This window comes from Actinotignum schaalii, from assembly GCF_028864145.1.
GTDB classification, from domain to species: Bacteria; Actinomycetota; Actinomycetes; order Actinomycetales; family Actinomycetaceae; genus Actinotignum; species Actinotignum schaalii_B.
This window is the reverse complement of the sequence record NZ_JARBHJ010000033.1, coordinates 1-19,897: the sequence shown is the minus strand read 5'-3', so window position 1 is coordinate 19,897 and position 19,897 is coordinate 1. Positions and strand designations below refer to the sequence as shown.

The following is a 19,897-nucleotide window of genomic DNA, read 5'->3' as shown; positions in this document are numbered from 1 at the left end:
GTAACGTCAAGCTGGCGGGCCGGTACAGAACCGATCTCTCACGGGAAGATGAGGAAAGGTTGCTGCCGGCCCGCTAGTTTGTTTGAGATGGTTGCGCTAGCAACGGCGAAGCGAGCTCGATAAACATCGCTTCGAGGGCAAGCTGCGGAGCAACGTTCGCGGCCAAGCGCCGCCGCGCCCGCGCCACCGCGTCCATCCGCGCCACCGAGAGTTCCGGGGTGGAGGCAGCCGCAGCCGCGATGATCTGTGTTTCGAAATCGGCATTAATGAGGTCGACGCCGGCATCGACCTGCACCGCTAGCACATCACGATAGAGCGCCAGCACATCGAGCATGGCCCGGTCCAGATAGTCACGATCCTCCCGCACCGCCCGCTTTTTTCGCTGTTCCTCAAAAGCGCGGATCTGGGCACGTTGCGACGCCGAACCGCTATCCCTCTCCCCCAACCCAATACTCGCCCGGAATTCCGCAAGCTCGGTATCGGGTTCAGTTTCCGCCTTCGCCCCTTTTTTCGACGCGGTGCTAGAACCTGCGGATTTCGACGCCGCACCCACGCTGGCCGGGTAGTGCTCGAGGAGGTGCTGAGCGGCGAGCACCGCATCTGATGTTCCACCCAAATCGAGAGTTTCCCGCAGCAACGCCGCGCGTTCTGCCGCAACCTGCGGGTCCCGTAGTAAGGCACGCGCACGCCCAATATGGCATTGGGCAATGCGTGCGGTTGCGCGAGCCGTGCGTTCATCAACGCCGAATTCTCCGGCCAGGAGCTGGGCAACCGCCTCCACGCTGGGAACCTGGAGGGCCACGTGGCGGCACCGGGAGCGAATCGTGGGAAGCATATCCTCGGGCGAGGCGGTAATAAGAATCCACACGGTATCGCGCGGGGGTTCCTCAATTGCTTTGAGAAGCACATTCGTGGTGCGTTCCAGCATACGGTCCGCGTCTTCAATAATGATGATGCGCCGCCGGCCCACCGAGGGGAACGTATAGGAAGAGGCCACCAGCGACCGGGTTTCTTCCACCGAGATCGTCACCGAGCGCGGGTCCATTCGGATCACATCAGGATGGGTACCGCCCAGCGTGGTGGTACAGGCGTGGCAGTACCCGCAGCCGGGCACCGCACCCGTGCATTGCACGGCAGCCGCGAAGGCCAGCGCCGCAACCGACCGCCCCGATCCGGGCGGTCCGGTAACCAACCATGCTTGGGCCATCGCCGCGCTGCTGATATCCGCCGTCGTACTAACATCCGGTGCCGTAGTTAAACCCGCAGCCGGATCCGCATCCACCGCGCTCGTCGCATCGGTAGCTCCGCTCGCATCGGTAGCAGCGGTCACATTGGCTGCGCCGCTCGCATCGGCCGCGGCGACTACCGGACCGGGCAGCTGCGGGTCACCGATCCGCGAGGCCCAGGCCGCCCGCTGCAAGAGCTCGGCAACCGGACGCTGGCCAATAAGCGCATCGAAAACGCTCATAAGGATTCTCCCGCGGCCGGCTGACACGCACCGCAATCAGCCAGATGTTCCCGATCTTCCAGACCTGCCAGCAGAGTTTCCACCCGCGCAATAATCTGCGCGGCAAGATCAGCAACAGTCTCGCGCGCATTGAGCACCAGGTAGCGCTCCGGATTAGCCGCCGCGAGCGCGAGGAAATTCTCACGAACCGCTCGGTGGAACTCGCGGCCTTCCGCCTCGATGCGGTCATACTGGCCGTCGTCCGCCCGCGCTAAACCTTCGTTTTCCGGGATATCGAGGAGCACGGTGAGGTCCGGCCAGAGTTCTTCGGTAGCCCACTCGGACATCGCCCGGATGCCCGCGCCGAGCTCGCGCGCCCCACCCTGGTAGGCCAGGGAGGAATCAATATAGCGATCCGAGAGCACCACCGCCCCAGCCTCCAGGCCTGGGCGAATAACAGATGCGACGTGCTGGGCGCGATCCGCGGCATAAAGAAGGGCCTCGGCGCGCGGGCTGACCGCACCCCCGTGCAGGAGCAGCTCCCGAATCTGGGTTCCGAGCATGGTTCCCCCCGGCTCCCGGGTTTGCACAACGGTATACCCCCGCTTGGAGAGCGCCGCGGCAAGCAGCTGCAACTGGGTTGTTTTCCCAGCTCCATCCCCACCTTCAAAGGTAATGAACACCCCGCGCATTTATGCCTTCTCGGTGGTCGATCCGGAAGCGGAATTTTTCGAGCTGGACTTTTTCGCCGTGCTCTTCTTCGCCGTCGTTTTCTTCGCGGCGGTGGTCTTCGCCGTGCTCTTCTTCGCCGTTGTACGCCGTTTCACCGGGCCCTTCGCGCGCCGATCTGCGAGCAGCTCGTAGGCACGCTCGGGAGTAATGTTCTCTACATCATCGCCCTTGCGCAGAGAGGCATTCGTTTTCCCATCGGTCACGTAGGGCCCGAAGCGCCCCTCCTTGAGCACCACCGGAGCTTCGCTCACCGGATCGGTTCCCAGTTCCTTAAGCGGGGGCTTCGCTGCTGCCTGCCCGCGGCGCCGCTTGGGTTGAGCCAGCAAAGCCTGCGCTTCCTCCAGGGTAATCGTGAAAATCTGCTCCTCGGTTTCCAGCGAGCGGGTATCTTTCCCGTGGGTGATATACGGACCGTACCGCCCGTTCGTTGCGGTGATATCCACCCCGTCTTCGCCCTGCCCAATCACGCGCGGCAGATGCAGCAAACGCAGAGCATCTTCGAGCGTAACAGTTTCCGGTTGCATAGATTTCAAAAGCGACGCCGTGCGCGGCTTAGGTGCTTTTTTGGAGATTTTTCCGGTGGGGGTAAGCGCGACTTCACCCTCGCGAATAATTTCAGTCACGTACGGCCCGAAACGCCCGGATTTTACGACGACGCGGCGCCCGGTTTCGGGATCCTCGCCCAGTTCACGCCCATCGGAGGATGCCTTCTCCAGGATGTCGCGGGCGGCCTCCACCGTCATTTCATCGGGTGCCATGCCTGCCGGCACCGAAGCACGCTTATCGGAGCCTTCCACTTCCAGATAAGGCCCGTATTTCCCATTGCGCAGGGTGATCCCCTCCCCGATGGCGGTGGAGTTAATAGCACGCGCATCAATATCTCCGAGGGATTCCACCCGGCCCTCCAGGCCCGGCTTATCGCCATCTCCGCGCCAGAATTTCGACAGGTAGGTCACCCGATCCCCGCTGCCCTCCGCAATCCGGTCGAGGTCGGTTTCCATCTGGGCGGTGAAATCGTAATCCACCAGGTCGGGGAGATTTTCTTCCAGGAGACGCACCACGGAGAAAGCCGTCCAGGTAGGAACAAGCGCCTGACCGCGATGCTCCACGTACCCGCGATCAGTAATGGTGGAAATCGTAGAAGCGTAGGTCGAGGGACGCCCGATACCCAGTTCTTCCATCTTCTTCACCAGCGATGCTTCGGTGTACCGCGGCGGAGGGAGGGTTTCGTGGCCGGTGGCCTGCGGGGCGCTCACCGGCAGTTCCTCCCCTTCTTTCACGTCCGGGAGCCGGGCCGCATCCGTGGCTTCGTAGCGATTGGCATCCCGGCCTTCTTCGTACGCGGCAAGGAACCCCGGGAACGTAATCACCGTGCCAGATGCGGAGAAAGTGGCCGTGCGCGCTCCGGCCGCACCGCCGACCGGCACATCAATTTTCAGAGAGACCGTCTGCCCGCGCGCGTCTTCCATCTGGGACGCAACGGTACGTTTCCAAATAAGTTCATAAAGTCGGAAATCCGCCCCCGAGAGTTCACCGGCCACCATCTGCGGAGTGCGGAAATGATCGCCGGCCGGGCGGATAGCTTCGTGTGCTTCTTGCGCGCCCTTCGCCTTCTTACCGTAGAAACGCGGCTTTTCCGGCAAGCTGGCCTGCCCGTACAATTCCTTGATTTGGCTACGGGCCGCGCTGATTGCCTGCGCGGACAGGTTCGTGGAATCGGTACGCATATAGGTGATATAGCCCGATTCGTAGAGCGACTGGGCGATACGCATTGTTTGACGCGAAGATAGGCGTAGTTTACGCCCGGCTTCCTGCTGCAAAGTCGAGGTGGTGAAAGGTGCGGCAGGGCGACGGCGATACGGCTTTTCCTCGCGGGTGCGTACCGTACCCCTCGCGCCTTCGAGTGTTTCTGCCAGCTGGCCAGCCAGCTCGGCGTTGAGGGCCCGTACACCTTCCTTAGTCGCCTTGGCGGATAGTGCGCCGTCGTCGCCAAAATCTTTACCGGACGCGATACGCGCACCGTCGAGGGAATGGAGGGCTGCCTCGAATTGTTCGGCGGAACCAAAGGTGGCGGTCACATCCCAATACGATGCGGAAACGAAAGCCATGCGTTCGCGTTCGCGTTGCACAACAAGGCGAGTGGTGGCCGATTGGACGCGACCGGCGGAAAGCCCCGCGGCGACCTTGCGCCACAGCAGGGGCGAAACTTCGTAACCGACCAGGCGGTCAAGGATACGGCGCGATTCCTGGGCGTCTACCAACTGGGTATCGAGCGCGCGGGGTGTTTCCAGGGCACGGGAGATCGCTTCGGGAGTGATTTCATGGAAGACCATGCGCGAGGTGGGAACTTTCGGCTTGAGCACCTCGTAGAGATGCCAGGCGATCGCTTCTCCCTCGCGGTCCTCATCGGTTGCCAGGAAGAGTTCATCGGCGTTCTTCAAAGCTTTCTTCAGCTCGGCAACCGTTTTATTCTTCCCGGCAGAAATAACGTAGTAGGGCGAGAAATCACCGTCCACATCAACAGCGAAGCGCCCGTAGGGGCCCTTCTTCATATTGTCGGGTAATTCCGAGGGCTGCGGCAGGTCTCGAATGTGCCCTACGGACGCCAGCACCTCGAAATCTTCACCCAGGTACCTGCCGATCGTGCGCGCCTTGGCGGGAGACTCCACGATAACCAGCTTCGTCACAACTGCATCCCTCACTACTCACGGCGTGACCAGACCACGCCTCCGACACATATTTTGTGCCCTGTTGTCACACGGTAGCACGCCCGCGCCGAAAACCGATGCTCGTCACGGGAGCTCTCAACCTATCTCCTAGATCTCGGTTCCCGTTCCCTCGGTCAATAGCCCGGTGGCGATCAGCTCGCGCACCATCTCAAGGAGACGGGCTTGGACCGACGCGCTTTCCTCTCCGTAAATACGCGCAATCGCCTGGCACAGGGCACCCACGCTCAACTCGCCATCGCAGGCGCCCACGAAGGCCGCAACTTGGGAATCGGCCGGGAGGGTCTGCTGGAATCCACCCGTGTGGGCGAGAACAATGCGCAGCGGATCTGCCGCCCCCGGATCGTAAAAACGGTGTTCGATCACCTCGGTTCGAGTCAGGGTGCGCTGTGCTAAGTCCTCATCGGAGGCGGCCACCAGGTGCCGGTTCTTCCAGACCCGCTGAATATGCTGGCGGATATCGCCCTGGGGGCGGCCCGGTATTTCCTCGGTGCGGATCATGGGTTCGCGAGCGGCAGCCGGGTGTGACAAGATCCCGTAACCCAGGCTGATCGCGCGTATCCCCCGCGCGGCAAAATCATCGAGCCAGGTGCGGTAGGCATCCTCGTATCCGGTATCGCGCGGGCGCAGGCCACCATCGCGGAGCCACATCTCTACATAGTGGGCTGGATCGACTTCATCGCGCGCAATGAACCAGGCATCGAGGCCCGCCACCCGGGCCCACACCTGCGGGTGAGTATCCCAGGAACAGCCATCTTCCACTTCCCAATTCCCCAAGATATAGGCAGTGCCGGTATCTGTGAGGTGGGCGGGAAGGGCGGAGATGAGTTCGGACAGGAGTGTATCCCCACCGAATCCACCGTCACGGTACTCGAAATCGACTTTCTGCCGGACGGCAGCGGGGGTGATAACAAAAGGCGGATTGGACACGATGGTGTCGAAACGCCCCTCCACCGGATCGAAAAGGGAACCCTGGAGCAACTCGACCCGCACGGCCGCGAGCGCGATATTTAGGGCGGCGAATTGCAAAGCTCGCGCAGAAATATCGGTGGCGACCACCTCGCAGCCTTGCAGCGCTGCGCTAATGGCATGGATTCCGCATCCGGTTCCCACATCTAGAACCCGGCCCCCGGTATAGGTGACGATATTTGCGAGAGTGCGGGTGGCCCCACCCACCGGCATAACGTGGTGGGCTCCGGGGACCCGGCCGGCTAGTTCCCCAAAATCGGAGGCGATGAGCACCTCGGTGCGGGTGATCCGGCGGGTGCCCTTCCGAGTAATGTCTAGCGGAACGGGAACCACTTGAAAACGGGCCCGATATCCCGCGTTGCTGACCGCGAGCAGCGCATCGCGCGTTACCCGGTCACCGAAAGTGGCGGGAAAGGCACCCTCGAGTTCCTCCGCGCTCAAGGTATCCCCGAGAATAAGGAGGCGGACTTGGCAGGCCAGTATTTCCGCTTCGGTATGCGGCGTAGCACCCTGGTGACACACTTTTTCACATGCGAGAAGTGCACACATGCGCTGTTCACGGCACATGGCGGCGGTAGCCTCGGGGCCGAGCAGGGTAGAGATATGCGCGGTGGTATAACCTGTGAGATCTTGACGTAACGTGGTGGCGAGGCGCTCGGGGGCGCCCGGGACAAAGAGCTCCATGCCATAACAGTAAACTGCCCGGCCGCGTTGAGGAAAGCCCCGGGTAGGGAAACGGGAACTCGGGCGGCTTTCTTTGGTCCTTAGATCTCTGGCCCTCAGCTCTACGGCTCGCAGTTCTTTGGCCTTCAATTCTTTGGTCTTGGGTGCTCCATCGGGCACACTACACATATGCGCCTCCTTTCCGTTCTTGAAGAATCCGCCACCGCGGGACAGTTGGTGGCGCTGCGCAAACAAGATGCTCGCCCCGCGCGAGTAGCCGGGTGGCCCGCGTGGGTCAGCCCGCAGGTGATGCGTGCCTGCGCTAACCACGGCGTGCCACACCTGTGGGAACACCAGGTCCGCGCTGCGAATCTCATTCACGCGGGTACCCACACGGTGGTGGCGACCGGAACCGGTTCGGGGAAATCTTTGGCGGCGTGGGTGCCTGCACTCACCGAGATGCTGGTCCCGCGTAGCTCGACGAGTTTGGCGCGGGTGAGCGCTCCTCCCACCGTGCTTTACCTTTCCCCAACCAAGGCTTTGGCCGCGGACCAATACACCTCGCTGCGGGCCCTGGCGCGAGATGTCGATTCCCGGATCACGGTGGCGACCGCGGACGGGGATGCCGACGCGGAAGAAAAAACCTTCGCGCGCGACCATGCCGATATTGTGCTCACCAACCCTGATTTCGTGCATCACGCGATGCTTCCCCAGAAAGACCGCTGGCAGCGGATCTGGCGCGGGCTGCGGATGATCGTCGTCGATGAATTTCATTCGTATAAGGGATTGTTCGGGGCGCACGTTGGCCATGTGGTGCGCCGGATTTTGCGTATCGCGGCGCTGTACGGCGCCCGGCCCACCGTTGTTTTCCTGTCGGCAACCGCAGGCGAGCCCCAGGAAACCGCCACCAGATTCATCGGAACAGCCTTTGGCCCTATCGAAGCGGTAACGGATGACGCCTCTCCGCGCGGCGAATGTACCGTGGCCCTGTGGCAATGCTCTCCTGTGGCCGACGACGAAACCGGCCATGTTCTTTCCGGGGAAGTACAGGGAAGTGAGAGAGATATCGCGCGACGCTCGGCCACTGTGGAGGCGGCCGCTCTCACCGCTCGTTTCGTGGCGGAAGGGGCGCGCGTTCTCACCTTCGTGCGTTCGCGGCCCGGAACCGAACGGGTAGCCGAGCTGACCCAAGATTTTTTGCGCGAGGAACACAATCCCCTGGCTCAGGCGGTGGCGGCTTACCGCGGCGGGTATCTTCCTGAGGAACGCCGTGATGTGGAGCAACGACTGCGGTCCGGAGCGTTGCGAGCCGTGGCAACAACCAATGCCCTGGAATTGGGTATCGATATTTCCGGGCTGGACGCGGTTATTATCACCGGGTGGCCTGGAACCACGGCTTCTTTTAACCAGCAGGCGGGGCGCGCCGGACGGGCGGGAAGTTCGGGGCTGGCTGTTTTTATCGGAACCTCGAATCCTTTGGATCAGTATCTTCTGGCCCATCCGGATACGGTACTGAGCGCGGGGGCGGAGGCCAGCGTTTTCGATCCGCTCAATCCGAATGTTTTGACCGGGCAGGTGTGCGCGGCCGCCGCTGAGCATCCTCTTAGCGAAGCAGATGCCGCAATTTTTGGGCTCTCCGATACGTCGCTTTTCGACGAATTGAGCGAACAGGGGCTCTTGCGCCGCCGTCCCGGCGGGTGGTTCTGGGGGCATGCGGGGCTGAGCGCCCACGACCTGGTGGATCTGCGCGGTGAGGCAAGCACCGTGTCCATTGTTGATGAGGAAGACGGAAACATTCTGGGGACCGTGGATGCCGCACGGGCAGATACCACCGTGTACCCGGGGGCTATCTATATACATCAGGGTGTTCCTTTCGATGTGCAAACATGTGACGGCGAGGTGGCTCTCGTGCGGCATCGCCCCCGGGATGATCTGCGGACTTTTGCCTCCGAAGAGACAACCGTGAAGATCCTCCATTCGCGTTCCAGTACCGCAACCCGGTTTGGGACCTGGGCGTGGGGCGATGTGGAGGTATTCAATCGGGTTGTCGGATACCACCTGCGCCGGGCCCGTGATGGCATGTATCTCGGGTTTCACCCCATTACTCCGCGCGAGCGCAGTATGGAGACGTGCGGGACATGGTGGACGATGTCATCCCAGGACCTGGAGGCGCTCGGTATCCCTCCCGCGGATGTTCCCGGTGCTCTGCATGCTGCTGAGCATGCCGCAATTGGAATACTTCCCCTCTTCGCGATCTGCGACCGATGGGATGTGGGAGGACTATCCACCGCGTACCACCCGGATACCGGAGCTGCCACCGTGATTGTCCACGATGCTGCGGCCGGCGGTTCGGGCTGTGCCGAACGGGGATATCGGGCCGGCCGGGAGTGGATCCGCGCCACACGCGATGCCGTGGCCGGTTGCCCGTGCCAGAGCGGATGCCCGCGCTGCGTCCAGTCCCCGAAATGCGGTAATAACAATGATCCCCTGTGGAAAGAGGGCGCGGTGCTGGTGCTCAGCGCCCTGAGTTGCGCACTGGATGAGCTGGAGGGCACGGCGCCGGAACCGTGACCCCGATCAATGGGGCCTGCGCGCGATGTCACCCGGACCGCGACCGGCACCGCGCGAGCGCGGGTGCGAACCCGAATCGAAAATATTTCTTCGGATTCACTGCATTCTTCGATAACCGCGCCGTTGCGCTGCGCACTGCGTTCGCTCTTGGTGCAGGCTTCGGCTAACGACCAGCCCTGGTTGATCACCCGCTCGGCTGTTTGCAGGGCAATAACGTCCGCCGTGGCACGGGCATCCATTCGTGCAATGACCACGGTGAAAACGGTGAGCACCACCCCACTCAAGGCAAGCACAAGAGCCATCGCCCCGACCGCGAGTACCGTTCCCGCTCCCCGCTCAGAGGCCCGGGGCGGATCCCGGTGCCGGGCGCGGCTTTCCCTCCGGCACATCAGATAGAGCCGGTGCCATTCCCGCCAACTATCCCGCCAGGAGACTCTCATGTTCCCAGCACTCCGGGTTCCACATCCACCGAGGTACGTGCTTCCATGGTGATACCCAGGGCCCGTAGCGGACCGGCTGCCTGGGCCCGCACCACCACGTTCACGTGGTCTTCCGCGCGTTGCACGTGCAGCATGGCCCGGGGTGGGAGTTCGCGAGCGCGCAATGCCTCTTCACTTTCTCCGCGTGCGGCAAGGACTGCAATATCGTGGGAGGCACCGCGCAGAGAGAGATATTGGGCGCCGGCACTCAGCGCCCCGAGTGCGAGCAGCACGATAATAAGCGTGCTGACAATCCCGAGGGCGACTTCTACCGTGACCATGCCAGCTTCCCGGTTCTCAGCCCCGTAAGGCCGACGCAAGATGCGGGAGAGTTTGCGGGAACGGATCTCTCGACGGCGGCAAGCACAGGGAACCGCAATGTGCCCGCGTGCCTCAATGACCTCATGGCATTGCGCACACAAACGCCGGCGTTCCCGCGACCGGTGGGACCGGAGGGCCCGGTGGGGCCGCTGGGTGGGCTGGTTGGCGATAAGAGCACCCTCACCTGCCCCGCCCCGCGGGAAAGAAGGTAACTCCTGGCATTGCTCGGGGAATTGCTTCGATATCATGACGGATCTTTCTCTTTTCGGTGGAGCCGCGGGCCTCCCACCGGCACCGGTGGATACCCGGGACTTTGGTTTAGGCGATATTGAGTCCGCGCCGGAAAATCCCCGCGATAAGCTCACGCATCCAGTCCTGCTGGGAGAGCCAGTAGAGGATGCCGGCAATAGCGCAGGCGCCGAGCGTTCCGACGGCGTATTCGGTGGTGGTCATCCCCGCTTCCGGATGGGATTTCCCCTCGCGGAAAATGCTGCCCGGGTGGGTGGGGAGAGCTGGTCTGAGGGTGCTGACTGCCGTGGTCATAATGGTTCCTTTCTTATTTGCGACGAACTACGCCGTGGTTATGGCTAGGTGGTGCCGGACCTCGCCGCCCGCCGCCCGGGGGTGGGTTGCGGGCTGCTCGGAACGTGCTAGATCCGGCGCTGTCAGTCTCCCGCGCTGCGCTCCCTCCCGCATCCAGCGCCCGCGTGCCTGTGGATAATTGCCCCGTCTGAGCGTCCTGGGGATACAGGGGATGAAGCGGGAACGAGCCTGGCACCCCACCACGCCCCAGCTTCGTCCATATGGCTTTCTTTAGCCGGCTTCGTTCGCCCTGTTTTTATTGGAAGAGACCGATGGCTGCGCCAGCCACTGCCGGAACAATTCCCACGAGGATAAATGCCGGTAGGAAACACACACCTAAAGGCACCACGAGGCTATTTCCAAGTTCGGCCGCCGCGCGGCGCGCTTCTCTAGAACGACGACGCCGGTAGCTGCGGGCAGCTGTGCCAAGCAGGGTGAGCGGAGCTACCCCATTTTCCCAAGCTGGCTGGAGGGCCTCGCGCAGCAGCTCGGCGCGTGGGTGTATTCCGTCCCACGCTTCGGCCCAAGGGGCGCCCAGCAGAAGGAGCTGCGCCGTCGTACCGATATCAAGGTGGGCATATTCTTCAGCGACGGCGAAAGATACCGCTTCGAGCGCGGCCGGAAGTGAGGCCCCGGAGGAGAGAGCCACCCGCGCGAGATCGGCCAGAAACGCCGGGTCGGAGGGCGGTAAGCGCCGCCCGGATCGCTGCGCCACACCCGGCCGGGATGAGGCATCCTGCCTACCCGCCCCCTGCCCGGCAGCGGGCATCCACACCCGGGCAAGAAGAAGAACCAGGAGACACAGGATTAGCCCCATTGCTCGGCTTTCCGTACGAGACGACGCATCCATACGATTCCGGTCACCTCGCATATGAGCGCCAGCGCGAGGCAGCATCGCCCGATCACGGTACCGACAAGGAAAGTCACGGGATTACCTCCAAAGAATGAACCCAATAACATGCCGAAAAGTGGCATGGCGGCCAGCATTTTCACGGCTGAACGCGGTCCGGCTAGCGCGATGCGGCGCTCGCCTAGCGCATCGCTGGATTCGGAGAGCGCCGCCGCGCAGTTCTCGAGAATGCGGGCTGCAGATGCTCCGGTGTGGTGGGTGAGTCGGCACACCGCTATGAGTGCGGGGATACCGAGGAGGCCGCGGGCGCGGCGCGGATTGCGGGGCGCCCGTTCCCATAGTTCCCGGAGGAGTACCGGGACTCCGACATCGTCAATCTGACCGGCAGGGTCACGCCGAAGCTCACTGTCCCCACCGGCTCCTGAGCTTTCCCTATTCGGCTCGAAGCGGGCGAGCGCGGTGAGCCACGCGCGGCGGTGATCAGCGCCCGAATCTATACGGGCCGCGACTTCCACCGCGAGCAGGCCGGCGTCAAAACCGGGTAGGGGGTCACGCTTGCTCCGGCCCCGTGGCACGCGCGGGCCGCGCCTGACACGGCTGCCACGCCGGCGACACCCGCCACGCCTGCCGCACCGGGATATGTCACTTCTCCGAGAGAAAAGTGAGCGAAACGCCGTCTTGCTGGCGCGGCCCCGCGGCACGCCAGCATACGTGCAGACGCTCAGAAGAACGCCGAGCACCACCAGAATTACCACGGTTCCTCCAGCCCTAAGCGTGAGCCCAGGGTGGCCCATCCGGGACCGGCACGAATAGTGCCATCGGCACTGATCGCCAAGGCATCCGGGGCTTCAAGAACGCCATTGCGGCTGTGGAGGATCGCCACGCGGGTAATGCGCCGGATTGGCCCGTGGCGTTCAATGGAAATAACGGCATCGAGGGCCGCGACCGCCTGAGCGGCAACCACCGCGGCGGACATTCCTGCCAATGCCCCGAGAGCGACGAGCCGGGCGGGAACATCGCGCGCCGAATTTGCATGGATGGTCGCCCAACCGCCTTCGTGCCCGGTATTGAGCGCGGTGAGGACTTCACGCACTTCTTCTCCGCGGCATTCCCCCACCACGATCCGATCCGGGCGCATCCGCAAGGCGGCCCGCACCAATTGGCTCATGGTAATTTCACCGTGGCCTTCCACATTGGGGCGGCGGATTTGCAGGTGCACCACATGCGGATGTGCGGGCCGTAATTCCGAAGCTTCCTCAATAATGATGAGCCGTTCCGTGGCCGGTACGCAGCTGAGCAGCGAGGCTAATAATGTGGTTTTCCCCGATCCGGTAGCGCCGGCCACCATGACGTTAGCGCGCTGCTCCACCAGGGCTCGCAATACCGGCATAAGCGCTGCGGGGAACGTGCCAGCGGCCTGAAGCTCAGCGAGCGTAAAGGTACGGGCCCGTTGGGTACGCAGCGAGATCGCGGCTCCTTCCGCGGCCAGTGGAGCGAGGACCGCATGCAGGCGCGTTCCATTGGAGAAGGTGCCATCGGCAATGGGCGCGGCGTCGTCCAAACGCTGGCCGGCACCGGCAGCTAAACGTACCGCGAGCGCGCGTACTTCCCCCGCGTCGGAAAGCAGGGTGCTTAATTCTTCGTCACGTTCCAGTCCATTTCCGCGATCCAGCCACACCCCGGTACCACCGTTGATCAAAATATCGGTGACGGAGGGGTCCTCAATCACGCGCCGCAGCTGCGGGCCCCAACCGCGGGCCACCGCGTCTAGATCACGCGCCGCTCCGAGCACATTTTTTATCCCAACGGCGTGTGGTGCCACGGTGGTGAGCACCCCGGGCACGCTGATGCCGCGGGCTAGCTCCCGGCGGGCACGAGCCAAGTTCCCACGGGTACGGGCAATATTTAACTCCTTCGTGTTGTCCATTGATTCACCCCTGAGCCACCTCCCAGCACCGCATCGAGATGCGCGACGAGCTGCGTGACGTCACGCGCGGTCCCGGATCGCCGCTGTTCGCCCACAACAACTCCGTGCGCGAGGTCCTCATCCAAACCGCGCAGGCGCCGCACGGGGATCACCTCCTGGCCGATATCTACACCGAAGGCTTGTGCCTCCACTTTGTGTGCGCACCGCGCTGCGATCACCACCGGAGTACTCTCCCCCAGATCACGAAGGATTCTGGGGATGGCCTGGGCATCGCGGCCAGTCACCTCGGTAACGAGCACCACCGCATCACACCAGGCCCGCCACCGTGCCGGCTCACTCCCGAGCAGCAAGGCGCTGCGCGGGAGATCCACATAGGTGGTGTCGCTAGCTTGGGAAAGCGCATCGATGGCATGGGGCACCGCATCTCCATTCGCGGGCGCCCCGCCGCGCACATCCGCGCTGAGAAGACTCAGTTGCCCGCGTGCCGGCAGGGCCGCCCGGAGCCGTTGCGGAATGAGCATGCCTTCCGCTTGGGCGATATCAGCCCAGCGCGCCCCGCGTTTTTCCTGAAATCCCATGAGGAGTTCGAGCCCGGCCGAGAGCGGATCCGCATCTACCACGGCGGTGCGCGTGATACTCAACGAGGCAAGCCAGGCCGTCAGCATCGATACCCCGACCCCGCCGCGCACCCCGGCCAGCCCGATAATGCGCCCGCGCCGAGTTTGCCCGGCCGCCAAAACTAGTTCGAGCAGATCTTCGGCCTGGCGCGGAAGTTCCACGACCACTGATCCGCGCGGAAAATAACTGGCGAGGACCGGGTGGAAACGCGCGCGGACCGTGGGCAGGGCCGCCGAGAGTTCCTCTAATTCGAGTACGGCCGGCGGCGGAGCTACCCCCGGCGAACCGCGCGCCACCTGTATTCCTGCCAATTCCGTAACGGCCTCCACCTCGCGCACCGTCTCCTCATGCTGGTAGGTCAGGGAGACGAGTTCGCGGGGGATCGCGGAGATGAGAGGTGCCGGCGAAGCACCAGCGGAGCCCGAAACATCGGAGAGGGAAACGCTGGAAACAGGAGCACTAGGCGCCGAAAGGCCAGGGGATAAATCACGGGAAGAAGTCATACTCCGAGCGTGCCGCGTTTGAGTCCCGCCCGCATCCGAGTAGCACTCCGCTGTGGATAACCCCCTACGCGAACAGATCTGTGGATAAGTACCGCCTGATTCGCGGCCCACAACCCGATTCGCGGCGCACAACCTGATTTGTCACAGCACGCCCGATTCGTCACGCCGCACCGTTTTGTGACGCGCCGCCCGGTTTATGGCACACCGCCGAAATTCTCCACATCCGCGTGATTTCTGGCATATCTTTGAGAAAGAACTATCAAGGGAGGACCCATGTCTACGCCAAATGACCCGTACAATACCGCGTCGCGCCGGCCACTGGATGATGACGATATTCTCGAGCCCATTGCCGAGGACCATCTCGCGGACCAAGAAACCGCTTACCTCCCCACCGCGCAGCCTCCCGCTCCCGCCCCCGTTTTTTCGAACGACGACGCCGCTCCCTTCCCGCCGGCTCCCCCCGCTGCGGAAGCCGCTAGCGAGCCCTCCCCTCTGAGTGATTCCGCTCCGGCAAGCACCGCCGTGAACGAACCCGAAGGCGAATCCGCGCACCAGCCCGAGCTCACGCCCGAATCCACGGACCAACCGGCTCCGGCTCAGCCCGCTCCGGAACAAGGCGAGGCTGAACAGCCAGCCGGTGCGGAATCCGCCGGTACCGCTACTCCCGCCGCCTCCCTCGGGGAATCCACCGGGACCACCACTCCGGAAGCACTCGCACCGGAAGAATCCACCCCGGAGCCAGCCGCGCCGCGTCGTCGTTCCGTTTCTGAATCGCTGGCGGCAGGCGCTTTCGATGATGGCTACCACACGGGAACCTCCCCCGCTCCGGATCGCGAATACGCGAACCTCGCGCAGGCAGCCGGCGTAACCGCAACCGTTCCCGCAGCGCCCGCAGGCCCGGAATCCAGCGCCACCGCGGCTGTTGATCCCTACGCCACCACCAACACAGACCCGTACGCCTCCGGGGAAGCAACCGCAACCGCGCTCTACCCGCAGGCCGGTGAGCTCGGTGCACCCGCCGCAGAACCGGCAACAGCGCCCACCGCAGCCCCCGCCGCGGCGTTCGACGGCCCGGTCTTTCCGGCCGTACGTGAGGAAAGCCTGGAAGATCAGCGCACCTGGGGAGACATCGCGGAAGTGGAGCCAATTCCCGACGCTCCGAAGGGCCGGGTCTGGACCCATATCTGGACCTCGGTGGTCACGTTGCTCCTGCTTCCACTGATCTGGTATCTCATTTCGGACGCGGTGGCACGCCTGCACCTGGCTCGCCCCTTCGCGCTAGAAACAGGCCAGGTCAATGTGGCGGCGCTGGTGGAAATGGCCGGCGGCGTCGCCCTGCTCGTCGTTATTGCACTGCTCGCGCGGCTCTCCTCCCTGGGGGCGCAGCTGTGGGGCTGCGCTCTGGTGCTCGCCGGTTTCGTGGGGCTCGCGTTTCCCGCTGTGGCGCTGCGCGGGGTGCACTGGGTGGATTCGCTTATCGGCGGCTACAAGCCGATTACGGATAATATCGTGCACCATTTCGCCTACGATCTTGCTTTCGGCGGGTTCATCGTGCTGGGCGCGATCCTCGCGACTATTGGCTTCGCGGCGCACGGGGCACGCTCCCTCGGTTCGCGGCGCGCCCGGGCTTTCACGGTGCGCGAATACCGCCTCCCCGAGGGCGACGAATAAAAACCGGAGCGTAACAAGGTATCGCATGAGCTCACTTCCCGCCGATAATTCCTGCGTCTGGATCCCCGGGCCGTGGGAGCATCGTCTCGTGACCGCCAACGGTGCGCAATTCCACCTGGCCTATGCCGGGAGTCACTCGACTCGCACCCCGCTGGTGCTGTTCGTGCATAGTTACCCGGAATACTGGTACGCCTGGCGCCACCAGATCGAACCCGTGGCGCAGGCCGGTTACGAAGTTGCCGCCGTCGACCTGCGCGGGGTGGGTGGAAGCGATAAAACTCCGTCGGTGCAATCCGGGCCGGAACTCGCCCAGGATCTTATTTCGCTCACCGAATCCCTGGGAGCAAGCTCGGCGGTGATCGTGGCGGCCGGCTCCAATGTGGCCCTCGGGTGGGCGGCGGCGGCGATGGCCCCCGATATTATTACCGGACTCGTGACGGTGGCCAGCCCACACCCGCTCGGGCTGCGGCATTTTGGGCGTGGTATCCGCCCGCGCGGCCTGCTCGGTTTACTCACCTCGCGGTTGGGGAATCGCTCCCCGCGCGCGCTCGGGGATGTGCGCAATATGCGCCGTTTGCTCCTGGAATGGTCCGCCCCGCACAGCCACGGCGCGGCGGAGGAGTCCGAACAGTACGCCGCTGCGATGCGGCTCCCGGAAGCCGCGGCGAGCGCCGTTGAACAATTACGCTGGACCGCCACGTGGCGGCGCCGCCCCTCCGGGAAGGCCTGGCGCGATATCCTCTCCACTCCCGTGGACGCACCTGTCTGGGCGGTGCGCGGCCTGGCTGATCGCATGATTAATGAACGGGCCTGGGCGGATGACCGTTCTTTCGCCACCGGCTCCTACCGGCTCATCGCCGTGCCGGGCGCCGGGCATTTTATCCCCGAAGAGTCCCCGCGTGAATTTACGAATATCGTGCTGGATTTCCTTTCCCAGCTTGAAAGGTCCGCACGGCGCTAGGCCGCCGCTAGACATATACAGCCCAGGTATGAGACATTTTCCGTGAATAATGGCAAAATGTGACATGAGACTACTTCAGGAATATTCTGAATACATCGGAGGAAGGCTAGAGATGGATACCAGCGTTTTACGAACCGTGCCCCTTTTCAAGGACATGGATGAGGAAAGTCTCGCCGCTCTCGGCGCGATGATGAGCGACACGTCCCTTAAGCGGGGCGAGTCGCTTTTCCACGAAGGCGACCAGGGTGATCGCCTTTATATTGTTACCGACGGCAAGGTGAAGCTCAGTCACACGTCTGACGACGGGCGTGAAAACCTGCTCGCCGTGCTCGGCCCCGGGGAAATCATCGGAGAACTTTCGCTCTTTGACCTGGGGGCTCGTTCTTCCACGGTCACCGCTATCGCGCCGACGCATCTGCTTTCCCTCGCGCATCGCGATATGAAGAATTTCATCGAAGAGCACCCCGCGCTCGCCATGTCGATGCTCCGTGAAATGGCGCGTCGCCTGCGCAATACCAATGAGAATCTTGCCGACCTGGTGTTCTCCGATGTTCCCGGCCGCGTGGCGAAGGCGCTGCTCGACCTAGCCAATCGTTTCGGTGAGCGCACCCCCGAAGGCATGTACGTTGCGCACGATCTCACGCAGGAAGAACTCGCGCATCTGGTGGGAGCTTCGCGCGAAACGGTCAATAAGTCTCTCGCTGATTTCGTTTCCCGCGGGTGGATTCGGCTCGAAGGTCGCGCCGTACTGCTCCTGGAGATTGGCCGGTTGCAGCGCCGCGCCCACTAGTCTCTACGTTTCATACTCACGTTCAGCGCGTCACGCGGGTGGCCGGGCTCTTTCTGGGGTTTCGGCCGCCCGCGTTCGCGTTCCTGCCTGCGCGTTCCCTTGCGTTCTAGTACGACGGCGCAGCTGCTTTTCCGCGCGGTTCCGATCATTGCGGCACAGCTCTTCTGATACGACGGCGCAGCTGCGGCGAGAGCTCAACTTCGACAGCCGCGCGTAATTTTGGCAGTTGCCCCGCCACCCCGAAATTTTTGAAAGGCTCGCTCGCAAGATTCTCGCACGGAGCAAGAAGTGACATCACTAGATACCACGGTTACCCGTGACGGAGATTGGTGGGGCGCAGAATTCACCCTCCACGGAAAGGAATATGGCACGCAGGCACGCCGACTTGATCAGATTGAAGAAATGGTAAAGGATGCTGCGGCGCTTATTACGGGAGAGTCTCTCGACAGTTTCACCGTTAACATCACTGTCGAAACCTCTGAATTAGCAGAATATGATGTCCCGCGTCACAGGCGGACCTATGACGCGGGACATCACAACGTCGGGGTAGCGGGATTTGAACCCACGGCCTCTTCGTCCCGAACGAAGCGCGCTACCAAGCTGCGCCATACCCCGTGCTTTGGCAACTCAATAATAATAGCCCTCCGCAGCCAAAAAAGCTAAATTCGATCTAGTGATCTGGCGTACAGCCAGGATAGTTCCGCTTCTTCCCGGCAAACCACCCCGGCGCCCCTCCGAGCAGCACACGTAGCCAGCCCAATCGTTTGACACCCTCAGTCCGCGCCACCGCGCACCCGCAGCAAAATCGCCTCGGGAGGCCGGAGGAACCTGACCGGCGTATACGGCGATGTCCCCAGGCCGGCAGACACATTCACCGCCATGCCACCGCGGAGCACCCGCACGCCGTCGCCGCGCAGGGGCAGACGTTCTCCAGCCCGGCCCCCTCCCGTATCGCGGTCAGAACCCGCGCCGCCCGCGCCGCGCTCGGCACCGGCATCCTCACCGCAGGGCCAATCGAAAAGCCCGGAATCGTAACGCAGCGGAAGATCACAATTCGTGGTCAAAGCACCGAATCCAGGCACGGCCAACTGCCCGCCGTGGGTATGTCCCGCCAGCGTCAGAGCTGCGCCGTCGTTCATTAATGCGGCGAGAGCGGCGCGATACGGTGCGTGAACGACGCCGAGTCGCAGATATCCGCGCCCACTGTTTTTGCGCCCCTCACGTCCCGCGCCCGTGTTTCCCTCCGCAGCCGCGCCACCTTCCAGCGCATCAGTAGCCTCGCCGGGGCGAGGCATCCGGGCCCGGCCGATATGCGGGTCGTCCATACCGACCGCGTCGATATCCCAGGCGGCCGCGCGCAACCGCGCCCGCTGATTATTGAGATCGATCCAGCCGAAAGCTTCCAGCCCAGCGGTCATCTCTTCCCACGGCAAATCCGGTTCGCCCTTCTCAACCAGCGGCGGGAAGAGGCCCGGCGCTACGTAACGCAACGGGTTCTTGAGCACCGGGGCGAAATAGTCATTTGAGCCATACACGAACAGCCCCGGAATATCAGCAAGCGGCGCCAGGGCGTCCAGGAGAGGGCCGACGGCGCCCGCTTCGGAAAGATGGTCGCCCGTCAGGACCACAAGATCCGGGCGGCAACGCTGGCCGAGCTCGCGCAAGAATTGCTGCTTGGCCCGGTGGCGGCGCAGCAGGTGCATATCCGAAAGATGAAGAATACGTAGCTCACCGGCGGCGTTCGCAACGTGCGGCAGCACCAGCACCCGCTCGCGCAGGATATAGCGGTGGGCTTCGTGCAGCGCCCAGCTCAGGCACCCCGCCCCCGCGGCTGCACCCGCACTTAACAAGCCCAGCGCGGCGCGCCGAACTCGGTGTTTTTCAGCTTCGCTCACGGTATCCACCTTCCGTCTCGAGTGATGTGCGGTTTCTACAAGGGCATCGGTCCGAGCTCGCCTGGCAAGCGTGGGCCCGGCCGGCCCCCCCCCGCCCCCCAGCCCCCCCCACAAAAACAAAAAAAAAAAAAAATATTTTTAAAATTTTTAAAATCCCAACAGAAAATCGACCGGCCGAACACCCCCCCGCAA

The 19,897-nt window shown here is 63.2% G+C and carries 15 protein-coding genes, 1 tRNA gene and 1 pseudogene; 4 read left to right on the top strand and 13 right to left on the bottom strand.

The window, feature by feature from the left end; translation table 11 throughout:
• Positions 1 to 73 precede the first annotated feature (73 nt).
• From PWJ82_RS07700 to PWJ82_RS07685, 4 genes are all read right to left on the bottom strand, one after another.
• A complete protein-coding gene (locus PWJ82_RS07700; RefSeq protein ID WP_274736097.1) occupies positions 74 to 1,468 on the bottom strand; it encodes a DNA polymerase III subunit delta' in 1,395 nt (464 codons plus the stop codon).
• Entirely contained in the window at positions 1,465 to 2,139 is a 675-nt protein-coding gene (tmk, locus tag PWJ82_RS07695; protein WP_274736095.1) for a dTMP kinase, read from the bottom strand. Before tmk ends, PWJ82_RS07700 begins: the two co-directional genes overlap by 4 nt.
• Positions 2,140 to 4,866 (bottom strand): type I DNA topoisomerase, encoded by a 2,727-nt coding sequence (gene topA / locus PWJ82_RS07690; protein ID WP_274736094.1) that lies wholly within the window; start codon positions 4,864 to 4,866, stop codon positions 2,140 to 2,142.
• 129 nt (positions 4,867 to 4,995) lie between these two features.
• A complete protein-coding gene (locus tag PWJ82_RS07685; protein ID WP_274736093.1) occupies positions 4,996 to 6,558 on the bottom strand; it encodes a class I SAM-dependent methyltransferase in 1,563 nt (520 codons plus the stop codon).
• Between the two features lie 168 nt (positions 6,559 to 6,726).
• On the opposite strand from PWJ82_RS07685, the gene PWJ82_RS07680 reads away from it, so the two are divergent.
• The gene (locus PWJ82_RS07680; protein WP_274736092.1) at positions 6,727 to 9,108 is read left to right on the top strand and encodes a DEAD/DEAH box helicase; all 2,382 of its coding nucleotides are present in this window, start codon (positions 6,727 to 6,729) and stop codon (positions 9,106 to 9,108) included.
• 23 nt (positions 9,109 to 9,131) lie between these two features.
• Here PWJ82_RS07680 and PWJ82_RS09615 read toward each other — a convergent pair.
• The 7 genes and pseudogenes from PWJ82_RS09615 to PWJ82_RS07650 all read right to left on the bottom strand — a co-directional run.
• Positions 9,132 to 9,497 (bottom strand): annotated as a pseudogene (locus PWJ82_RS09615) (Rv3654c family TadE-like protein); the annotation flags it as partial.
• A 47-nt stretch (positions 9,498 to 9,544) separates the two neighbouring features.
• Positions 9,545 to 10,156 (bottom strand): hypothetical protein, encoded by a 612-nt coding sequence (locus tag PWJ82_RS07675; protein ID WP_274736090.1) that lies wholly within the window; start codon positions 10,154 to 10,156, stop codon positions 9,545 to 9,547.
• A gap of 70 nt (positions 10,157 to 10,226) precedes the next feature.
• The gene (locus PWJ82_RS07670; protein ID WP_274736089.1) at positions 10,227 to 10,451 is read right to left on the bottom strand and encodes a DUF4244 domain-containing protein; all 225 of its coding nucleotides are present in this window, start codon (positions 10,449 to 10,451) and stop codon (positions 10,227 to 10,229) included.
• 295 nt (positions 10,452 to 10,746) lie between these two features.
• Positions 10,747 to 11,307, bottom strand: coding sequence for a type II secretion system F family protein (locus PWJ82_RS07665; RefSeq protein ID WP_274734366.1), 561 nt, complete (start codon positions 11,305 to 11,307; stop codon positions 10,747 to 10,749).
• Positions 11,298 to 11,915 carry a type II secretion system F family protein gene (locus PWJ82_RS07660; RefSeq protein WP_274734365.1) on the bottom strand — a complete coding sequence of 206 codons (618 nt, stop codon included), beginning with the start codon at positions 11,913 to 11,915 and terminating at the stop codon, positions 11,298 to 11,300. The genes PWJ82_RS07665 and PWJ82_RS07660 overlap by 10 nt, the downstream gene beginning before the upstream one ends.
• A gap of 173 nt (positions 11,916 to 12,088) precedes the next feature.
• Positions 12,089 to 13,267: a TadA family conjugal transfer-associated ATPase gene (locus PWJ82_RS07655; RefSeq protein WP_274736088.1), complete on the bottom strand. Its 1,179-nt coding sequence runs from the start codon at positions 13,265 to 13,267 to the stop codon at positions 12,089 to 12,091.
• Positions 13,246 to 14,388: a hypothetical protein gene (locus PWJ82_RS07650; RefSeq protein WP_274734363.1), complete on the bottom strand. Its 1,143-nt coding sequence runs from the start codon at positions 14,386 to 14,388 to the stop codon at positions 13,246 to 13,248. Before PWJ82_RS07650 ends, PWJ82_RS07655 begins: the two co-directional genes overlap by 22 nt.
• Positions 14,389 to 14,661: 273 nt before the next feature.
• On the opposite strand from PWJ82_RS07650, the gene PWJ82_RS07645 reads away from it, so the two are divergent.
• The 3 genes from PWJ82_RS07645 (at position 14,662) to PWJ82_RS07635 (ending at position 17,810) form a co-directional block, all read left to right on the top strand.
• The gene (locus PWJ82_RS07645; RefSeq protein WP_274734362.1) at positions 14,662 to 16,059 is read left to right on the top strand and encodes a hypothetical protein; all 1,398 of its coding nucleotides are present in this window, start codon (positions 14,662 to 14,664) and stop codon (positions 16,057 to 16,059) included.
• 25 nt (positions 16,060 to 16,084) lie between these two features.
• The gene (locus PWJ82_RS07640; protein WP_274734361.1) at positions 16,085 to 17,020 is read left to right on the top strand and encodes an alpha/beta fold hydrolase; all 936 of its coding nucleotides are present in this window, start codon (positions 16,085 to 16,087) and stop codon (positions 17,018 to 17,020) included.
• 112 nt (positions 17,021 to 17,132) lie between these two features.
• Complete coding sequence (locus tag PWJ82_RS07635; RefSeq protein ID WP_126135964.1) at positions 17,133 to 17,810, top strand: Crp/Fnr family transcriptional regulator; 678 nt, start codon at positions 17,133 to 17,135, stop codon at positions 17,808 to 17,810.
• 541 nt (positions 17,811 to 18,351) lie between these two features.
• On the opposite strand, the gene PWJ82_RS07630 is transcribed toward PWJ82_RS07635, so the two are convergent.
• Positions 18,352 to 18,425: transfer RNA gene (locus PWJ82_RS07630), tRNA-Pro, on the bottom strand.
• A 158-nt stretch (positions 18,426 to 18,583) separates the two neighbouring features.
• Positions 18,584 to 19,705, bottom strand: a complete 1,122-nt coding sequence (locus PWJ82_RS07625; RefSeq protein ID WP_274734612.1) for a metallophosphoesterase — start codon at positions 19,703 to 19,705, stop codon at positions 18,584 to 18,586.
• Positions 19,706 to 19,897 lie beyond the last annotated feature (192 nt).